At 30.4% G+C, this 19,573-nt stretch carries 17 protein-coding genes; 13 read left to right on the top strand and 4 right to left on the bottom strand.

All coding sequences use genetic code 11. The features are described from left to right. The first annotated feature begins 230 nt into the window (after window positions 1-230). The 6 genes from L3B98_RS03900 to L3B98_RS03925 all read left to right on the top strand — a co-directional run bounded on the left by L3B98_RS03900 (window position 231) and on the right by L3B98_RS03925 (window position 6,660). Window positions 231-1,481, top strand: coding sequence for an extracellular solute-binding protein (locus L3B98_RS03900; RefSeq protein ID WP_238915691.1), 1,251 nt, complete (start codon window positions 231-233; stop codon window positions 1,479-1,481). A gap of 174 nt (window positions 1,482-1,655) precedes the next feature. Next, complete coding sequence (locus L3B98_RS03905; protein ID WP_015395047.1) at window positions 1,656-2,519, top strand: sugar ABC transporter permease; 864 nt, start codon at window positions 1,656-1,658, stop codon at window positions 2,517-2,519. Continuing rightward, the gene (locus L3B98_RS03910) at window positions 2,516-3,340 is read left to right on the top strand and encodes a carbohydrate ABC transporter permease (protein ID WP_065417157.1); all 825 of its coding nucleotides are present in this window, start codon (window positions 2,516-2,518) and stop codon (window positions 3,338-3,340) included. The genes L3B98_RS03905 and L3B98_RS03910 overlap by 4 nt, the downstream gene beginning before the upstream one ends. 53 nt (window positions 3,341-3,393) lie before the next feature. Next, a complete protein-coding gene (locus tag L3B98_RS03915) occupies window positions 3,394-5,034 on the top strand; it encodes an alpha-glucosidase (RefSeq protein ID WP_238915692.1) in 1,641 nt (546 codons plus the stop codon). A gap of 505 nt (window positions 5,035-5,539) precedes the next feature. After that, window positions 5,540-6,112: a dihydrofolate reductase family protein gene (locus L3B98_RS03920; protein WP_238915693.1), complete on the top strand. Its 573-nt coding sequence runs from the start codon at window positions 5,540-5,542 to the stop codon at window positions 6,110-6,112. Between the two features lie 344 nt (window positions 6,113-6,456). Next, window positions 6,457-6,660, top strand: coding sequence for a DUF4177 domain-containing protein (locus L3B98_RS03925; RefSeq protein ID WP_015395043.1), 204 nt, complete (start codon window positions 6,457-6,459; stop codon window positions 6,658-6,660). Between the two features lie 463 nt (window positions 6,661-7,123). Here L3B98_RS03925 and L3B98_RS03930 read toward each other — a convergent pair whose 3' ends face one another. The 3 genes from L3B98_RS03930 to L3B98_RS03940 form a co-directional block, all read right to left on the bottom strand. Continuing rightward, window positions 7,124-7,579 (bottom strand): DMT family transporter, encoded by a 456-nt coding sequence (locus L3B98_RS03930; RefSeq protein ID WP_238915694.1) that lies wholly within the window; start codon window positions 7,577-7,579, stop codon window positions 7,124-7,126. 99 nt (window positions 7,580-7,678) lie between these two features. Further along, window positions 7,679-8,887, bottom strand: a complete 1,209-nt coding sequence (locus L3B98_RS03935) for an alpha/beta hydrolase (RefSeq protein WP_238915695.1) — start codon at window positions 8,885-8,887, stop codon at window positions 7,679-7,681. Between the two features lie 107 nt (window positions 8,888-8,994). Continuing rightward, window positions 8,995-9,630, bottom strand: coding sequence for a TetR/AcrR family transcriptional regulator (locus tag L3B98_RS03940; RefSeq protein WP_238915696.1), 636 nt, complete (start codon window positions 9,628-9,630; stop codon window positions 8,995-8,997). A 211-nt stretch (window positions 9,631-9,841) separates the two neighbouring features. Between L3B98_RS03940 and L3B98_RS03945 the strand changes: the two genes are divergently transcribed. From L3B98_RS03945 to L3B98_RS03975, 7 genes are all read left to right on the top strand, one after another. Then, complete coding sequence (locus tag L3B98_RS03945; protein WP_238915697.1) at window positions 9,842-10,693, top strand: undecaprenyl-diphosphate phosphatase; 852 nt, start codon at window positions 9,842-9,844, stop codon at window positions 10,691-10,693. Window positions 10,694-10,877: 184 nt separating this feature from the next. Further along, entirely contained in the window at window positions 10,878-11,555 is a 678-nt protein-coding gene (locus L3B98_RS03950; protein WP_015395039.1) for a response regulator transcription factor, read from the top strand. After that, complete coding sequence (locus tag L3B98_RS03955) at window positions 11,552-12,607, top strand: HAMP domain-containing sensor histidine kinase (protein ID WP_238915698.1); 1,056 nt, start codon at window positions 11,552-11,554, stop codon at window positions 12,605-12,607. Before L3B98_RS03950 ends, L3B98_RS03955 begins: the two co-directional genes overlap by 4 nt. 197 nt (window positions 12,608-12,804) lie before the next feature. Then, window positions 12,805-14,154: an MATE family efflux transporter gene (locus L3B98_RS03960; RefSeq protein WP_238915699.1), complete on the top strand. Its 1,350-nt coding sequence runs from the start codon at window positions 12,805-12,807 to the stop codon at window positions 14,152-14,154. A gap of 221 nt (window positions 14,155-14,375) precedes the next feature. Then, window positions 14,376-15,206, top strand: coding sequence for a PRD domain-containing protein (locus L3B98_RS03965; protein WP_238915700.1), 831 nt, complete (start codon window positions 14,376-14,378; stop codon window positions 15,204-15,206). 161 nt (window positions 15,207-15,367) lie between these two features. Continuing rightward, the gene (locus L3B98_RS03970; RefSeq protein ID WP_238915701.1) at window positions 15,368-17,218 is read left to right on the top strand and encodes a beta-glucoside-specific PTS transporter subunit IIABC; all 1,851 of its coding nucleotides are present in this window, start codon (window positions 15,368-15,370) and stop codon (window positions 17,216-17,218) included. Between the two features lie 13 nt (window positions 17,219-17,231). Continuing rightward, window positions 17,232-18,683 carry a family 1 glycosylhydrolase gene (locus tag L3B98_RS03975; RefSeq protein WP_238915702.1) on the top strand — a complete coding sequence of 484 codons (1,452 nt, stop codon included), beginning with the start codon at window positions 17,232-17,234 and terminating at the stop codon, window positions 18,681-18,683. Window positions 18,684-18,959: 276 nt separating this feature from the next. Here the strand turns inward: L3B98_RS03975 and L3B98_RS03980 are convergent, their stop codons facing one another. After that, the gene (locus tag L3B98_RS03980) at window positions 18,960-19,553 is read right to left on the bottom strand and encodes a TetR/AcrR family transcriptional regulator (RefSeq protein WP_238915703.1); all 594 of its coding nucleotides are present in this window, start codon (window positions 19,551-19,553) and stop codon (window positions 18,960-18,962) included. Window positions 19,554-19,573 lie beyond the last annotated feature (20 nt).

Raw genomic sequence — 19,573 nt, forward strand, 5'->3', positions numbered from 1 at the left:
ACAAGTTTTATATACAATTCTAAGTTTTAAACTTTGTAATAGTTTCATATAAGATTTGCAAAAAAATTATTACGTAAATTTTTATGGCTTACGTAAACGATTAAGTATTAATAAGTAAAAATAGATATTAAAATGTACTTTTTAGGGTTAATATACCTAAAATAGTATGATTAATATAATATTAAACCTACGTAATCGTATACTGAAATTACAAAATAGGAGGAATAGAAATGAATAAAAAATTAAAATTACTAATGTCAATTACTATTAGTTCAGTAATTGGAATTTCATTGTTAGCAGGATGTGGTTCTAAGGGAGGTAGCACAGAAAATGGAAAAGTAAAATTAGAGTTATTTTCAACTAAGGCAGAAAACAAAACAATATTGCAATCATTAGCTAATGAATTTCAAGAGAAGAATCCTAATATTGAGATTTCAATTAATTCGCCTGCAAATGCTGGTACTGTTTTAAAAACAAGACTTGCAAAAAATGATATGCCAGATTTAGTAGCTCTAGGTGCAGATGTAAACTATGGTGCGCTAGTAGATGCAAATGCTCTTGTTGATCTTACTAATGATAGCATCATTGAAAATATACAAAAACCATATTTAGATATGCTTCATGGCATAGCAAGTAATGATAACGGAAAGATATATGGAGTTCCATATGCTACTAATGCTGATGGCATTTTATACAATAAAGATATATTTTCGAAGCTAGGATTGCAAATTCCTAAAACTTGGGATGAATTCATGGCTGTATCGAAAAAAATTAAAGATTCAGGTCAATTACCATTTTATTTGACACTTAAAGATGCATGGACTGGAATGTGTTTCTGGAATGTTATAGCTAGTGACTTGGAGCCTAGTAATTTCTTAGCTGATAAAAAAGCAGGAAAAACAACTTTTGAAGCTACACATGGAGAAATAGTGGACAAGATGGAGACTATAGGAACCCTTGGGCAAGAAGATATTTTAGGAGTATCATACAATGATGGTAATGCAGCCTTTGCACAAGGTAAATCAGCAATGTATTTACAAGGTAACTGGGCTATTAGTGAAATAAAAAAAGCAAATCCTAATATTAATATAGGTATGTTCCCATTACCTGCAAGTAACGATCCATCTAAAAATAATATAGTATCTGGTATAGATGTGTTATTGGGAATAACAAGTAAGTCAAAACATTCTGATGAAGCAAAAAAATTCATAGAATTTATGACTCAAAAGGAGAATGCTAAAAAATATATAAAAGATCAATTCGCATTTTCTGCAGTTAAAGATGTGACACAAGATGATCAAAGTGTAACGGATGTACAAGAAAGCTTTAAAAATGGAAAAATAGGTGTTTTCCCTGATCACTACTATCCAAGCTCATTTGATGCAGCAAGTTTAGTTCAAGGATTCTATAGTAAAAAAGATAAGGCAGACTTCTTAAAACAACTTGATACTGAATATGATAAAGCTAATAGCAAGCAATAAATAGGAGAAAATAAAAGGCATAAGGATGTCCTAAAAGATGACTGTAGCTAGATATTTATTGATAATCATGAAAAATAATATTTCTAGGAAAATAGACTGAATTTAGGACAACCTATGCTATATGTTAATAATATTTATTTGTTAAATGAAAAAAATAATAGGGGGCTGAAGGTTTTGAAAAAGAAAAAAGCTTTTTATATTATGACTATACCAGCAGTTTTGTTATTCTTTATATTTCATACATTATCTCTTTTAGAAGGTGTATTTTATAGTTTTACTAATTCAAAAGGATATGGTGATTGGAGTTTTGTTGGATTAAAAAACTATATTGCAGTATTTCAAGATAGTAATGTTATGCATGCGTACATTTTTACTTTCAAATTTGCAATTATAACTACAATTATAGTAAATATTTTAAGTCTTTTAATTGCTGTAGGTTTAAACTCAAAAATTAAATTTCAAAATACTTTAAAGTCAATATATTTTATTCCTAACATATTAGGAACTTTAATAGTAGCATTTATATTCAATTTTGTATTTGCTCATGTTATACCAAACATTGGAGAGACTATGAACATTTCTATGCTTAGTAAAAACATCTTAGGTGATGAAAAACTTGCATGGCTTGGAATAGTGTTTGTAGCAGCATGGCAATCCATAGCCTTTAATACAATCATATATTTATCTGGACTTCAGACAATTGATACTGATGTTTACGAAGCCTGTGATATTGATGGCGCTAGTTCATGGCAAAGATTTAAAAGCATAACATTTCCATTAATAGCACCATTTTTCACAATTAACATGGTTTTATGTATGAAAGGATTTTTAATGGTATTTGATCAGGTTGTGGCTATGACAGGAGGAGGACCAGGAACTGTTACTCAGTCAATATCTTATGTAATTTATAACGGAGGATTTAACCAAGGAAGTTTTGCATATCAATCTGCGAATGCTGTTATTTATTTCATCGTAATTGTAGCAATATCATTATTTCAGCTTAGAGTCCTTGAAAAGAGGGAGGAAAAAGTACTATGAGGAGAAACAAAACTAATTGGATAGTAACTACGCTTATGATAGCAGGAGCCTTAGTGGCTATAATATTTCCATTGTATTTAACAATATTAATAGCTGTGAAATCTCCACAAGATATGGTACCAAGTGCTTTATCATTTCCAAAGTCATTGCGTTTTGAAAATTTTACTGAAGCCATTGAAATGACAAATTTCTTTGATGCTCTAAAAAATAGTTTAACAATAACAATTTCAGTATTAATTCTTACAATACTTTCAAATTCTTTGGTTTCATATGCTATAGCTAGAAATAGAAAGAAAAAGTTTTTTAATGCATTATACTATTACTTCTTAAGTGCTATGTTTGTACCATTTCCAATAATTATGCTGCCTCTTGTAAAGCAAGTAAATATTTTAAACATGGATAATATCATTGGAATAATATGCTTGTATGTTGTATTTGGATTACCTTTTAATATATTTTTATATTCAGGTTATATTAAATCAATTCCAGTTTCACTTGAAGAAGCAGCAACAATAGATGGTGCTTCAACTTTTCAAGTATTTTGGAGAATAATTTTCCCTTTATTAAAGCCTATTAATGCTACAGTTGCAATTACTACTTGTTTGTGGACATGGAATGATTTCATGTTGCCACTTATCATTTTGGGCAAGCCAGAAATGGCTACATTGCCTTTAGTTCAATATGTATTCCAGTCTCAATTTACTACAAATTATAATCTGGCTTTTGCGTCATACTTGCTAGCATTATTACCAATGTTTATTGTGTACATCTTTGCACAAAAATGGATAAGAAATGGTATTGTAACTGGCGCTGTTAAATAATAAAAATGCATTTAAACGAAATAAAATAAGTAATATTAAAAGGAGAATAAGTCATGGATAAAAAATGGTGGAAAGAAAGTGTTGTTTATCAAGTATATCCTAGGAGTTTTAATGATTCTAATGGAGATGGAATTGGAGATTTAATAGGAATAATAGAGAAGTTAGATTACTTGAAAGAATTGGGGATAGATGTAATATGGTTATCTCCTGTATATAAATCACCAAACGATGATAATGGATATGATATAAGCGATTATGAAGATATAATGGACGAATTTGGAACAATGGAAGATATGGATAATCTTATTAAGGAAGGAAATAAAAGAGGAATAAAAATTCTTATGGATTTAGTTGTAAACCATACTTCTGACGAACATAAATGGTTCATCGAATCTAAGAAATCAAAAGATAATCCTTATAGAGATTATTATATATGGAGAGATCCAGTAAATGGAGAAGAACCAAATGATTTAAGATCAACATTTAGCGGTAGTGCATGGCAATATGATGAAACTACAGGGCAGTATTATTTACATTTATTTAGTAAAAAACAGCCAGATTTGAACTGGGAAAATGAAGAGGTGCGCAATAGAATTTATAAAATGATGAACTTTTGGATTGATAAAGGTATTGGTGGATTTAGGATGGACGTTATTGACCTTATAGGAAAGATTCCTGATGAAAAAATCACAGCTAATGGTCCAAAACTTCATGAATATATTAGAGAAATGAATAAGAAAACATTCAGCGGTAAAGATTTACTAACAGTTGGAGAGACTTGGGGATGCACTACAGAAATAGCTAAGAAATATTCAGATCCAGATGATAGTGAACTTAGCATGATATTTCAATTTGAACACATTTTATTAGATCAACAGCCAGGTAAAGAAAAATGGGATTTGAAGTCGTTAGAATTATTGGACTTAAAGAGAGCATTATCTAGATGGCAAGTAGATCTAGAAGGCACAGGCTGGAATAGTTTATTCTGGAATAATCATGATGTACCAAGAATAGTTTCAAGGTGGGGAAATGATAAAGAATATAGGATAGAAAGTGCGAAAATGCTGGCTACATTATTACATGGAATGAAGGGGACTCCATATATATATCAAGGTGAAGAGCTTGGTATGACAAATGTAAGATTTAAAGAGTTAGAGGATTATAAGGACATAGAAACTATAAACATGTATAATGAAAGAAAAAAACAAGGGTATTCTCATGAGGAAATAATGCAATCTATATATACAAAAGGCAGAGATAATGCTCGTACTCCAATGCAATGGGATGATAGTGAAAATGCAGGTTTTACAAGTGGACAGCCTTGGATAAAAGTAAATCCTAATTATAAGGAAATAAACGTTAAATCGCAATTAAAAGACGAAAATTCTATATTTAATTACTATAAGAAATTAATAAAAATAAGAAAATCAAATCCAGTAGTAGTTCATGGAAAATATGAATTGATTTTAGAAGAAAACAAAGAAATTTTTGCATATACAAGAACCTTAGAAAATGAAATGTTACTAGTAATGTGTAATTTTACAGGAAATGAGACACAGTTTGCAATTGAAAGAAAAATTGAATTTAAATTTAAAGAGCTTTTAATTTCAAATTATAGTGTTAATGAAAATGACTTGGTTGACAGGATAAAGCTTAAACCATACGAATCTAGAATTTATAAGTTTATATTATAGAAATCTTTTTATAAATTGGTATAATACTGTTCTTCTTTAGCTTATTCGGAATAATTTTATATAGTTAATATGTATATTTTTAAATGATTAAATATATTTATAGTAAAGTTAGTAGAAGTAAAGGAATGGGATTGTATTTATGTGAAAATTTATTTGGTGGATTTTAAAGGTCGTACCTTTCCCCCACCCATGAAACCATCGATTATATAAAAGTAGAGTCTTATGTCTTGATTTAAATTAAATTAGTGTTAGAAAAGAGGGAACTATGGTATTATTAATATAATCGAAGAAACAATTTAAAGACATAGTATACAATAGAATATAATTATTGTATATTTTTATAGCAGCATTTACATTAGCAAACGGAATTAAATTGGATATCAACTTTTGCATAAGGGATGGATGAAAAGCTGGTGAAGCGTCTAAACAGCTAATATTGTTTGTATTAAAATTATTTGGAATTTTGTTTTGGGCAAGATAAATTTTAGTTTAATAGGAGGCAATTATGAGAAAATTAATTAGCTTTATGCACATTTCACTTGATGGATTTGTTGCAGGTAAAAATGGGGAGATGGAATGGATATTAGTGGACAATGAATTGTTTGATTTTGTTGCAAAAATGACAGATCAGGCTGATTCAGCCCTTTATGGTAGAGTGACTTATGAAATGATGCAGAATTATTGGCCAACAGCAGGGGAACAAGCTAATGCTACGAAACATGATATTGAACATTCTGAATGGTATAATAAAGTTTCAAAAATTGTTTTATCGAGAACTATTAAAACTACAGAATTTAGTAATGTAAAATTTATTAATGATAATTTATCAGAAAACATAAATGAAATAAAAAAACAAGAGGGTAGAAATATTTTAATATTTGGAAGTCCACGGGCAACGCAGTCATTATTGAACGAAGGATTAATTGATGAATTTTGGCTTTTTGTTAATCCAATAATATTGAATGAAGGGATGCCAATGTTCAAGGATATAAAAAAGATAACTAATCTAAAATTTATAGAAAATAGAAATTTCTCAAATGGGGTAATTGCACTTCACTATGGAATAGTCAATAATTAATATAGATACTAATTTAGAAGACCATTATATTATATGTTAACCAGGAAGCTACATTAAATGGGAAGAGCATTGTTTTATGAAACCCACGACTAAGAATGTCGTGGGTTTTTACCATTTTTTGATGTTTTATATTCAACAGAAATAACATTTGTAACAGTTTCTTTTATTAAGGATCTATTCTATTATTAAAGAACTTTAAATTTTATATATTATCTATTAAGTGATAAATTTTGCTTTTAAAGTTAAACTTTAGATGATATTATTAATATTAGGAATTATAAACATTATGTAGATATGATACGTCATGCATATAAATATGTGTACTAATGGAAGGATGTAATATTATGGAATATGTTGTTTTGCAAGTTGTACTAAAAGAAAAGTTTATTGGGACAGGCTCAGGTAACTTGACAGAATTAGAAAAAGTTATAAATACACAAGCTAGTAAAGGCTATAAATTACATACTATCACAACTGCTTCGTCAGGTAGTAAAGGTTTTATGGGTGGAGACAGAATTCAAGCTACACTAGTTTTTGAGAAATTGTAATCAGTCTTATCGAAGAATTTAATTAATTATTTTCTTTAAAGATACATAGTTGATGTTGGTAAACGTGCTTCATCTCAACAATAAAATCTACGACCATTTGTATGTGGAACAAATAGTTACAGAAGCACGTGTAAGAAGCCTGTTAAGCAATTTTGGAGAATATATAATTAGCAGGAATGTTACTAAATGAAAAAAGTTCATAAGAGACTTTGTAAAAGAAGTCATAGTGTATAAAGAACACATTGAAGCTATCTTCAATGTGTCTTTTTCTTGCTCAAAAAATAACAAAGGAGTTAAAGGCTTTAGTTATAAGATCTGTTGGGTAAATCATTCGCGTAATTTCTGTGAAAAATTTTTTATCATGGATTGCTTATTTTGCACCTTCCTCGTTAATAAATATTATTAACTTGTATAGAATCATTAAATTAGTTAGTAAAACAATTTATAAATGATTTGAATTTACCTAATTAGCTTGAATTATGTAAACTCCTAAAATTAATAAAAAAACTCCTATAGCTCTTAGAGGAGTTAATAGATGAATTTGATTGCCTAATAATCCAAAATGATCAAATAGTACTGAAAGGATTATCTGACCACATATTACAAGACTAAACATATTCGCAAATCCAATTTTTGGAGATGAAAATATAGTTGAAAATATATAGAAGGCTCCAAACAATCCTCCCGTTAACATCCACCAACTAGTATTTCTGATGTTTGCTGCAGTTGGTAAAGTACTGGAGCCATTTAATATAGTGATAAAAAATACCAAAGCAAGCCCTAAAGTTCCAACAGCAAAACTGATAAGAGATGAGAGTATAGGATTTCCTATTTTAGAACGAAAAGCTCCATTTATACCAACTTGCAGAGTCAAAGCAAAGCCTGATATTAATGAGAGTAAATAATACAGGAATGTCATAGTATAACCTCCATTAAATTTAAGATTATAAAGCTTTCTATGAAATTAAATTAAACATAGAAAGCTTTATTAAAAGAGTAATTACAATTAATTTGAGTTTTAGTCTAAATAATTTTCAAATATGTCATCTAGCCAATCAAACATAACTTGATGGAATAGTGCATGATTACCTTCCTGACAATGTTCTTCTGCGCCTTCACCTATAGTAAAGACACGAACTGTCTTTGGTGCTTTTATTGAATCTAAAAGGGCATTTAATTGATCATTAGAAACAAAGTGATCTGTTTCTCCCATAGTAAGCAATATAGGGCATTTAATCTTTTCAGCAACGCCTTTTAAGGAAGCTTTCTTCATTTCATCAAAAACTTCATATCTGTGTTTTAAGCCAAATACCCATTTACCATTGTTTAGCATCCAACGAAGATTTGAATTATTTTCTTCAGCTTTTGCAAGCATTGCTTCTTTTTGTTCTGTTGGTAAGCTTAATACTTTTTCAAGTTGAGGATTTTGATTTATAGTGGATTCATAAGTGTCATAGAATACGTTGAAAGCAATACATGCTTTTATACGTTCATCAAAAGCTGCTGCTCTTGGTGCAAAGTAACCACCTAAGCTCATACCAAGTAAGGATATTTTATTAATATCGATATCGTTTCTTGTTTCAAGGTAATCTATTGCAGCACCTACTGGAACTTCCGCATCATGACGCATATAAAGGTTATTCTTTCTTAAAGCTTCTCCTTGTCCTGGGCATTCAAAGATCAAGCAATTATAACCACGTTTTATTGCTGGAGCAGCCCCACAGAAATAAAGTTCTTGAAGAGTGGAGTCATATCCACCGATAAATAATAAAGTTGGTATTGTTGAGGCATTAGCTTTATCATAGTTTGATGCTCCATAGAAATAGCCCTTTAAATATGTACCTTCATATGGTATTTCAACTATTTCAAAATGTGAATCTATAAGCTTCATTGCTTTTTCGAAAGTCTCAACACTTTTTTCAAAGTTTTCACTACGTCTTGGATCAGTTCCTTGTAAAAAGAATTCAGCAGTTCTATAATAATTATGAGCTCTAAGGAAAGCCTCTCTAGCACTTATTTTATGTCTCTTATTTAAGCAGTCAATACCTATTTGTTCAACTCTTTCAGCAGTATTTTTCCATTCTTCATACCAGCTATCAAAGTCTCCTTCTTTAATTTTAGCAGCTGTTGATAAGGCTTCACCTATTTCTGCTCCTTGATATCCTGCATAAGTTGCAGCTCTTAATAATTCAAATGAAAATGCTTGGTCTTGAAAATGTAGTTTCATAGTTAAATCCTCCTCTATATAATAATTTTTAGTTTTATTGTTAGTAAATATATTTTTTTAATTGAACATTCAGTGAATGAAAAGTGTAAAATTCCACAAAGGAATTTTTATTTTTTCCAAGTTGTTTGAGTATAATTTATAATTTGTTCTAAATACTCATCTTTACTTATTGAATACAAATTTTTTTCTCCAAAAAGTATATTTTGTAATATATACGTGTAGATAGCACTCCAAAACTGATTTGCCATCATGAAAAAGTCAAAAGCTTCTATTTCATTTTTTTCGGATTTCTCTTTTAAGATGAGCTCTGTTTTATGAATTACTTTCTTTATATGGTTATTAAAAGTACTAATATATTCATCGGATAATATATTTTGTTCCCTTAATAATATAATTACTATATTTTTATCATTGCCAATATACTTAAATATTATGTTTCCCAATTTTAGAAGAATTTCTTTAAGTGGTGTGTCAGAGGTAACTTCGGATAGATCTTCTTCAAATTTAATCCATTTTTCATCAATAAATTCTTTAATAATTATATCTAAAATTTGCTTTTTTCCATCTGGGAAATAGTGATAAATAAGTCCGTCAGCCATGCCAATATTCTTTGTTATCTGTCTAGTTGTAGTTGCATGGTAACCGTTTGAGGCAAATAGTTCCTTTGCTGAGTCTAAAAGCTGACTACGTCTTTCTATTGCTTGAAGATCTCGGTTCGTAAGTTTAGTGTTATTATTATTCAAATTATTCACCGCCTGTTCAATGAAATTATAAAACATATTTAAATAGAATGCAATAGTATAAAAATAATTTTTTCTATCCAATTATTAAAACTTACATAAATGTCACATTCATGTAAGCTTTTCAAATGGTACATTATAGATCTTTGATATAAACTAAGCTTAGAAGCGGAGCGGTAAGCTAGTTTGAATAATTTGTAAGGAGTAATTAGAGATGGATATAATATTTATATTAAAAGCAATTATAATAGGAATAGTGGAAGGTATTACTGAATTTATACCAGTATCTTCAACAGGACATATGATATTGGTAGGATGGGCAATTGGCTTCAGCGGAGAATATGCAAAGATGTTTGAAGTGGTAATTCAGATTGGAGCTATAATGGCAGTAGTCGTATTATATTGGACAAAAATTAAAGATAGTATAATAGAATTTTTCATATTTATATTTACCAAAGGAAAAGAAGGAGAAAAAGGTTTTAGATTTGGAATAAATGTTATTATTGCATCTATTCCAATGGGTATTACTGGATTATTATTTTATAGTAAAATAAAAGCAAGATTTATACCAGAGGCTGTTATAGTTGGGTTTATAGTTGGTGGTTTGTTATTATTAATAATTGAAAAGATATATAGAAATAAGAAAACTAAAGTGTGTAGTATAGACAAAATAGCACCTGAACAAGCATTTAAGGTTGGATTATTACAACTCTTTTGTATGTGGCCGGGTATGTCAAGAAGTGCATCCACAATAATGGGGGGATGGATTGCAGGATTATCAACACCAATAGCAGCGGAATTTTCATTTTTTATAGCAATTCCAGCTATGATAGGCACATCAGCAAAAGATTTGTATGAATTTAATTATTCAATTATGAATGAAACTTTATGGATTTCATTAATAATGGGAACTGTTGTAGCATTTGTTGTGGCTTTGATAGTTATGAAAAAATTTATAAACTATTTAAAGAAGAAACCAATGAAGGTATTTGCAATATATAGGATTATTGTAGGTTTCTTACTTGGAACATTAGTATTAACTAATATTATTAAATTAGCAGCGTAGAATGGAGATCTTAAAATGAACATTTAAGAAGTTAGTAATTTAAGCAAGGTGTATAGTAGAAAAGTAGCTTCTTGTTGAAAATGGAAAATTATTAGTATTTCAATTATAAAGAATGAAAAAACTAAATTTAGTTTATATTGTATTTAAATTCATATTGTATACTTATAAGAGGGAGGTGGTAGCTTTGAATAAAGTTTTAGTTATTGATGATGACGACTATATCAGAGAACTTATTTGTGAAGTATTGAAAAATGACGGATTCACTGTGTATGAAGCTGTAAATGGAAGGGATGCATTTCAAAAACTTGGAGAGAAAAAAATAGACCTTTGTGTGCTTGATATTATGATGCCTCAAATGGACGGCTATGAATTTTGTAAGCAAGTACGCAGATATTATGAGGATATGCCAATTTTAATGTTAACAGCCAAAAGCGAGCTTTCCCAAAAAGTAAAGGGCTTTGAGCTTGGTGCAGACGATTATTTAACAAAACCCTTTGAAGTCGATGAGTTGCTTGTTAGAATAAAAGCACTTTTGAGGAGGTATAAGGTAGCTGCTTCACAGACTATTAGCATTGGGAATTTAGTTATAGATAAAAGTAGTTATACTATTGTTAAAAACAATGAGAAATGCGATATACCAATGAAGGAATTTGAACTTTTATTTACGCTTGGAAGTTATTCTGGTAAAACTCTTTCTCGTGATAGGTTAATCGAAGAAGTGTGGGGGCTTGATTTTGAAGGGAACGAGAGAACTCTTGATGTTCATATAAACCGTCTTAGGGAGAGATTTCCGTCTGATATTTATAAATTCAAAATTACAACAATTAGAGGACTTGGCTACAGATTGGAGGAAGTGGTGTGAGAGAAAACAGGTATTTTTTCATGTTAATACTTATTTTTATTACAACATTACTTGGACTTACAAGTGGATATTATATTTGTATATTTATTTTCGGAAAAACAGAAAATATTCCTTCATATCTAATATTTATTATTCAAAGTTTAGCTTCTGCTGTGATATATTTTTTAGCTTGGAAAGTAAATTTCTATTTGCACTGGAAATTTGCTAATAAACATAAAAGATTTGATCTTTCACATTTTCCAATATTAAGAGGAGCTATTGAAGCCATGAACACAATTGCTTCTGGTGATTTCAATGTGCTTGTTAAAACAAATGAACTAGATCCTTTTAATGAGATTGCAGACAATGTCAACAGAATGGCGAAGGATCTAGAAGCTTTGGAAAAACTGCGACAAGATTTTATATCAGATGTATCCCATGAAATACAGTCACCATTAACCTCTATATCAGGATTTGCTACGTTATTGAAAAAGGGGAATTTAAGTGAGAAACAAATATCACACTATGCAAATATTATAGAAACTGAAAGTAAACGATTATCAAAATTAAGCGAAAATCTATTGAGATTATCTAATTTGGAAGCGAAAGATAATAATTTAAACTTAAAGAAGTATCAAATTAACAAGCAAATTGAAAGTATTTTACTTATGCTAGAGCCACAGTGGTCAGTAAAGAATATAACACTTGATCTTTCTCTTTATGAAACCACAATATGTGGAGATGAGGATTTATTAAGTCAGGTATTTATAAATTTGCTTAATAATGCTATTAAATTTACACCAGAAAACGGCAGTATAGGAGTTAACATATCAAGCAATGAAAACACAATTGAATGTAAAATTTCCGATACAGGTATAGGTATTTCACAAGAAGATCAACCGCGAATTTTTGAGAGGTTTTATAAAGCAGATAAATCTCGTGATCGTTCTTTGGGCGGAAATGGACTTGGGCTATCAATCGTAAAAAAGATTGTTGATTTACATGGGGGGAAAATAACTCTTAAGAGTGAAATTGGAAATGGTACAGAATTTACTGTTTGGTTACCAAAATAAAATCTAATATGTTAAAAGCCACAGTCTGAATTAATGGAATGTGGTTTTTCTTTTTGTTTACATTGCGTTTAAATTCCATTTAAATTGAGTTTAAATTGTAGCAATATACTATGTTTGTAGCATTCAAATAGGTTTTATAAATAATATTTTTGTTAATGAAAAATTTTATTACTCATATAATGGAAGGAGTTTTTATAATGGAAAACATGGAAAATATAGATGAAAAATCACTTTATTATCTAGAAAAAGCACCTGTTACAAAAGCAATAATGCATATGGCTATTCCTATGATACTTAGTAGTATAACGTCAGTTGTCTATAATATCATAGATGCTTTTTTTATTGGTAAACTTAATAACACTGCAATGATGGCAGCAGTGATACTGGCCTTGCCATTTTCATCAGTACTAATGGCACTTGGGCAAATGTTTGGAGTAGGCTCAGGAACCTATATATCGAGACTTTTAGGTGAAGGAAATACAGACAGTACCAAAAAAGTTAGTTCTATTAACTTTTGGTCATCAATAATTATAGGCATTATTTTTACGATTATATGTCTACCTTTTTTATCCTTCATTTTACCTCTTTTAGGAGCAAGTGGTGAGACTCTACAATATACAAGAAATTTTGTTATGATACTTGTTATTGGTGCTCCAGTTATTATTGTTAATATGGCGCTTGAAGCAGCTGTACGTGCTGAGGGAGCATCTAATGTTTCCATGAATGGTACTATAGCAGGTATTATAATTAATATAATACTCAATCCATTCTTCATTTTTATTCTTAATATGAATGTTATGGGATCAGCACTAGCCTCTCTTTGTGGTAATATAGTTTCAGTTTTGTATTTTATATATTATCTGCAAAAGAAGAGTGTTGTTCAGAGTTTGTCAATTAAGAATTTTAAACCAAGTAAAGAAATTTATAGTGAAATTTTTAAGGTTGGAGTTTCGGCTTTATTACTTAGTGGATTTATGGTAATTATAGGCGTATTTTTCAATAATTATTCTATGATTTATGGTGACGATATTGTTGCCGGATTTGGAGTAGCACAAAGAGTTATTCAAATTGTAGATTGTATTGGGATGGGCTTTGCAATGGGAGTTGTACCACTAATTGCATTTGCTTACTCTTCCAATAATCAAAAACGTCTTATGGAGATTATTAGAAAAACAATATTGTATATTCTAGGTCTAACATTAGCTATAGGAGCAGTTATATTTACACTCAGATTACAGATTATTGGAATATTCAGTATTGATCCTAAGGTCATTGCTATAGGGCAAATAACTCTCATAGCTCAACTTTCTTCAACTATATTTGCTGCACTATGTGAATTTTTCACTGGAATCTTCCAAGCCCAAGGAGATGGTATGAAATCAACAGTTATGGCTTCTGTAAGGGGTGTTCTATTTATTCCTATTTTGATTGTAGGAAACTTACTATTTGCTGTTAATGGTGTTATTTGGTCTATGACAGCTACAGAGGGATTATCATGTTTGATAGGAATTATTTTATGGCTTAGGATTAGAAGGAAAAGATGTTGATGCAAAGAATCAGGAGTAACAGAAAGTTAAAATAATTATGTATTGACAAATATCAATGATAATGATATCATAATCACATAAATTAATGATAGATTTAATTAGGATTGTTACTGGCAGGCAGGCAAGACCTTAATATTATGGAAATATTACATATTTGCATAATTAATGGTCTTTTTTTTATGCTCAAAAATATAAATGATATGTTTTGAAAGGAGGATAAAATGAAAATTACGCGAATCATCAATAATAATGTAATTTGTGCAGTGAATGTTAGGAGACAGGAACTAATACTTTTAGGAAGTGGTATAGGTTTTCAAAAGAAAAAAGGAGACGAAGTAGATGAGGAAAAAATCGAAAAGGAATTTTTCTTAAAGTCTAAAAATGTAACTGGCAAGTTATATGCACTCCTTGCTCAAATACCTATAGAATATATGAGAGTGTCTGATAGTATTATTAGATATGCAAAAGAGACTTTGGGAAAGGAACTTAATGAAAATATCTATATTACATTAACGGATCATATTAATTTTGCAGTAGCAAGATATTTAAATGGCTTAATTTTTAAAAATGCATTATTGTGGGAAATAAAGAAATTTTATGCACCAGAATTTAGTATTGCATTAAAAGGTGTAGATATAATTAATAAAGAATTCAATGTGGAATTGACTGAAGATGAAGCAGGATCAATTGCCTTACATATTGTCAATGCTGAATTAGGCTCAGAAATGGAAGAAACTATGAAAATAACTCAGTTGATTCAGAAAGTTTTGAATTTAGTTAGGTATCAATATAAAATTAATTTTAATGAAAATTCATTGAATTATATGAGGTTTGTTACTCATTTAAAATTCTTTGCTTATCGCTTATTTAGCAATAATACTATAGAAAGCAATGATGAAGAATTTCAGGATATTATCAAAGCAAAATATAAAAATGAATATCAATGCAGTTTGAAAATTAGAGAATTAATCAAGCAGGATTATCAAAAAGAATTGACAGAAGAAGAATTAGTATATTTAACTGTTCATATTAAAAGAGTTATAATTCAATAAAAAGTGATGAAATAAAAGAATAATGAATATAACTAGGATTGTTACTGATTAAGCAGGCAAGACCTAGAGTTTAGCAAATGTATAGCATATGTAGCTATATATCTGCTAGACTCTAGGTCTTTTTTTATAAAAAAATAAAGTGATTTTTAGGAGGAAATAATATGAATTACCAGAAGACGGCAGCCGACATCTTAAAGCTTGTTGGTGGAGAAAAAAATGTTGAATATGTAACTCATTGTGCAACAAGATTACGTTTTAATCTAAAAGATGATGCAAAGGCAGATAATGAAGCTATTAAAAAAGTTACAGGTGTTATGGGGGTTGCAAATAGCGGGGGACAATATCAGGTTATTATCGGAAATAATGTGAATAACGTTCACAAGGAATTGATGGAGTTAGGAGATTTTAAAAGTGCCACTACTGCAATGAATTCCGCAAAAAAAGGAAGAGTCTCCACTGTACTAGACACTCTTTCTGGAATCTTTACTCCTATTTTACCAGCAATGATTGGTTGTGCAATGATCAAAGCTGTACTTGTCATATTAAAATCAGCTGCGTTGCTTCCAAGCGATAGTCAACTTTATACCATTTTGACATTTATCAGTGATTCAGCGTACTATTTTTTGCCTATGTTACTTGCATGGAGTTCAGCTACTAAGTTTAAATGTAATGTTGGTTTAGCAATGGCTTTAGCAGGTGTATTACTACATCCAAGTTTTTCAGCATTAATGAGTGATGGAAAATATGTGACATTTTTGGGACTTCCAATTACGAAAACAACTTATTCATCATCTGTAATTCCTATTATTTTAGCAGTATGGGTAATGTCATATGTTGAAAAATTTGCAGAAAAATTTTCACCAAATGTAGTAAAATCTATTTTAAAACCGTTAATTATTATAATTGTGATGGCGCCTCTTACATTAGTTGCCATTGGACCTTTAGGGGCTATTATTGGTATCTATGTTGCTAGTGCTGTAACATTTATTAATACACATGCAGGATGGTTAGTTTCAGGAATTGTTGGTGGAACATTCCCATTCCTTATTATGACAGGAATGCACTATAGCTTAGGTCCAATTGCTATTACAGCTTATACTACTACAGGAGTAGAAGGTATTATTGGACCAGGAATGTTAATTCACAGTTTTACTCAAGGTGGAGCAGCATTAGCAGTTGCGTTAAAAACAAAAAATAAAGACTTCAGACAGGTTGCTACTTCTACAAGTATGACAGCTGTACTTGGTGTTACTGAACCAGCCATGTTTGGTGTTAACTTAAGATTAAGAAAACCATTAATTGCAGTTGTGATTGGTGGTATTATAGGCGGAATATATGTTGGAGCCTTTGGAGTAGTAAGATCAGCTATGGGTGTTACTGGTTTAGCAACGCTACCTGCATTTATTACAGCAAATCCTTCTAACCTAATAAATGCAGTTATTGGTTGTGTCATTGGTTTTGTGGTTTCATTTGCTTTGACATTGATTTTAGGATTTGATGATGTAGTGGAGGAAGGAGAAACTCAAAAGACAAAAGGAACAATAACTAATGCTTTGAATAATAATAACATGATTACATCTCCATTAAAAGGTGAAGTTGTTGAACTATCAACAATCAAAGATGAAACATTTGCAAGTGGTATTATGGGAAAAGGAGTTGCCATTAATCCAGTTCAAGGAAAGTTAGTATCTCCTGTAAATGGGAAAGTTTCAGCAATATTCCCTACGTTACATGCGGTTGGAATTACCTCAGAGGACGGTATTGAAATTTTAATTCACATTGGTATGGATACTGTTAAATTAGAAGGTAAGTATTTTAAAGCTTATGTAAAAAATGGGGATAATGTAAATACTGGAGATTTGTTAATCGAGTTTGATATTAATGAAATTAAGGCAGCTGGCTATGAGTTAGTGACACCAATCATTGTTACTAATTCCAATGAATATACAGACATATTAGTGACAGAAAAACAAAAAATTGATATTGGAGAAAGATTAATAACTATTATTTAAGAGGAGAATAGTGATGAACAAGAAAAATGTATTACCAAAAGACTTTTTGTGGGGGGGAGCAACTGCAGCTAACCAATATGAAGGTGCATGGAATGTAGATGGGAAAAGAGCAAGTACAGCTGATATGATGACTAGCGGAACCCATACAATTCCAAGGCGTATCACAAAACAATTAGAGGAGGGAGTAAACTACCCTTCACATGAAGCGGTAGACTTTTATCACCATTATGTAGAAGATATTAAATTATTTGCTGAAATGGGATTTAAATGCTTTAGGATGTCTATTGCATGGTCAAGAATATTTCCTAATGCGAATGATGAGACTCCAAATGAGGAAGGACTTAGGTTCTATGATAAAGTATTTGCAGAGTTAAAGAAATATAATATTGAACCAATAGTTACAATTTCTCATTATGAAGCTCCCTTTGCATTAACTGAAAAGTTCAATGGATGGGCAGCTAGGGAAGCAATTGATTGTTATATTAGCTACTGTGAAACTATTTTTACACGTTATAAAAATGTAGTGAAATATTGGATTACCTTTAATGAGATTAATAGTTTACTAGTTCCAGCAGGAGCGTATTTAGCAGGAGCTTTGCTTGTAGATGATAGTGGAATCTTCAATAATACAGCAGTTGATAGTACTCAAATGAGATTTCAAGCATTACATCATCAATTTTTAGCCAGTGCTAAGGCAGTAAATTTAGCTCACCAAATAAATCCGGATTTTAAGATTGGATGCATGATTAATTATAGTTGTGGTTATGCAAGTACATGTAAACCTGAAGATATTGTTATTGCTCAAAAAAAGGATCAGGTAAACAATATGCTGTGTAGTGACGTGCAAGTGCGCGGAGAATATCCAACTTTTGCAAAACGCTATTTTGAAGAGAACAACATTACGATTAATATGGCAGAAGATGATGAAGAGATTTTGAAAAATGGGTGTGTCGATTTTTATACCTTCAGCTATTATAAGTCTCATGTGGTTGGTACACGTCCAGGAGGAGATGAAACTCAAGGAAATGTTTTTGGTGGCTTTAGAAATCCATATTTAAAGGCAAATGATTGGGGCTGGCAGATTGATCCGGTTGGGTTAAGGTATGTATTAAACCATATTTACGATCGCTACAGAATCCCAATTATGATTGTTGAAAATGGTTTGGGGGCAGTTGATGTAGTTGAAGAAGATGGAAGTATCAATGATATTTACAGAATTAAATTTCTTAAGGAACATATTGAACAAATGAAAGAAGCTGTTTATGATGGAGTAAATTTAATTGGATATACAGCCTGGGGATGCATTGATTTAGTTAGTGCGTCTACTGGTGAAATGAAAAAGCGCTATGGATTTATCTATGTGGATAAAGACAATGATGGAAATGGAACTTTAAAGCGAAGCAAGAAGAAGAGTTTCTATTGGTATAAGAAGGTCATTGAGTCAAATGGCGAAGACTTGAATTAAATTTTCTTTATACCCAGTATCATTACTTATAACTAGTATTCATTGCTATTTACCAGTGAAAATATTAAATGTTTCCTCAGACTAAAAGTCTGAGGAAATTTTGCTAATGAGGTTAAGAAATACCCAGAACTAAGGAATATTTATGTATTTGCTTAATTCTGTGTGAAGCTAGAATGTGTTGTTCTAATGATGCATGAGGTCAAAAGAATGACATAGAATCTTTTGGATAATTATAGTTGAAAAAGTGAAACAGGCAATTAAACTTGTCATAGATTACTAAAGGGTAATTACATGCTCTTCAGTAGGAAGTAATAGTGTATTAAAAAGATCCTTTAATTTATCTTCTAGACTAAATGCTCCTTGTTCGGCAGCCCAAGAATAAACAATACCTCTTGCTCCATAGTATAAAATTTTTGCAAGTTCAGAAGGTAAAGATAAATTGTTTATTTCTTTAGCTTTCTGTGCTTTTTTAATTATAATAACCACAGTATTAAATAGGCTTAAGGACTCGGGAAAGTCAATTTCGTCACAAGTGCTTAACACTGTAGAATACACTTGGTTTACTATGGAAACGCCATATTCGTTGTTTTTTTGTGTGTAAGAATTAAATAAGGCCCATAACTGCTGGATATATGAATCATGAGATATAATGTCTGAAAAATTCTCTTGTGTTGATTGAGAAATTTCATCTGTATAATATTCAATTAAAGCTTCTTTTGAAGGAAAATGATAATAAAAGGTACTTTTAGTAACTTCAGCATACTTACATATATCTTGAATAGTTACATTATTATAACCACGCTCTTTAAATAATGTTAAGGCACAAGTAGTGATACGAGTTTGTGTTTTAGAAATTGTTGTTTTTGACATAAAATCCTCCTGAAAACATT

It is taken from the genome of Clostridium sp. YIM B02555, from assembly GCF_022320955.1.
Taxonomy (GTDB): domain Bacteria; phylum Bacillota; class Clostridia; order Clostridiales; family Clostridiaceae; genus Clostridium; species Clostridium saccharoperbutylacetonicum.

Excerpts from the sequence above, each read along its gene's own strand:
- L3B98_RS03945 (WP_238915697.1), top strand. The coding sequence starts at position 9,842 with ATGGATATAATATTTATATTAAAAGCAATTATAATAGGAATAGTGGAA.
- L3B98_RS03900 (WP_238915691.1), top strand. The coding sequence starts at position 231 with ATGAATAAAAAATTAAAATTACTAATGTCAATTACTATTAGTTCAGTA.
- L3B98_RS03960 (WP_238915699.1), top strand. The coding sequence starts at position 12,805 with ATGGAAAACATGGAAAATATAGATGAAAAATCACTTTATTATCTAGAA.
- L3B98_RS03925 (WP_015395043.1), top strand. The coding sequence starts at position 6,457 with ATGGAATATGTTGTTTTGCAAGTTGTACTAAAAGAAAAGTTTATTGGG.
- L3B98_RS03975 (WP_238915702.1), top strand. The coding sequence starts at position 17,232 with ATGAACAAGAAAAATGTATTACCAAAAGACTTTTTGTGGGGGGGAGCA.
- L3B98_RS03965 (WP_238915700.1), top strand. The coding sequence starts at position 14,376 with ATGAAAATTACGCGAATCATCAATAATAATGTAATTTGTGCAGTGAAT.
- L3B98_RS03930 (WP_238915694.1), bottom strand. The coding sequence starts at position 7,579 with ATGACATTCCTGTATTATTTACTCTCATTAATATCAGGCTTTGCTTTG.
- L3B98_RS03920 (WP_238915693.1), top strand. The coding sequence starts at position 5,540 with ATGAGAAAATTAATTAGCTTTATGCACATTTCACTTGATGGATTTGTT.
- L3B98_RS03980 (WP_238915703.1), bottom strand. The coding sequence starts at position 19,553 with ATGTCAAAAACAACAATTTCTAAAACACAAACTCGTATCACTACTTGT.
- L3B98_RS03910 (WP_065417157.1), top strand. The coding sequence starts at position 2,516 with ATGAGGAGAAACAAAACTAATTGGATAGTAACTACGCTTATGATAGCA.
- L3B98_RS03935 (WP_238915695.1), bottom strand. The coding sequence starts at position 8,887 with ATGAAACTACATTTTCAAGACCAAGCATTTTCATTTGAATTATTAAGA.
- L3B98_RS03915 (WP_238915692.1), top strand. The coding sequence starts at position 3,394 with ATGGATAAAAAATGGTGGAAAGAAAGTGTTGTTTATCAAGTATATCCT.
- L3B98_RS03970 (WP_238915701.1), top strand. The coding sequence starts at position 15,368 with ATGAATTACCAGAAGACGGCAGCCGACATCTTAAAGCTTGTTGGTGGA.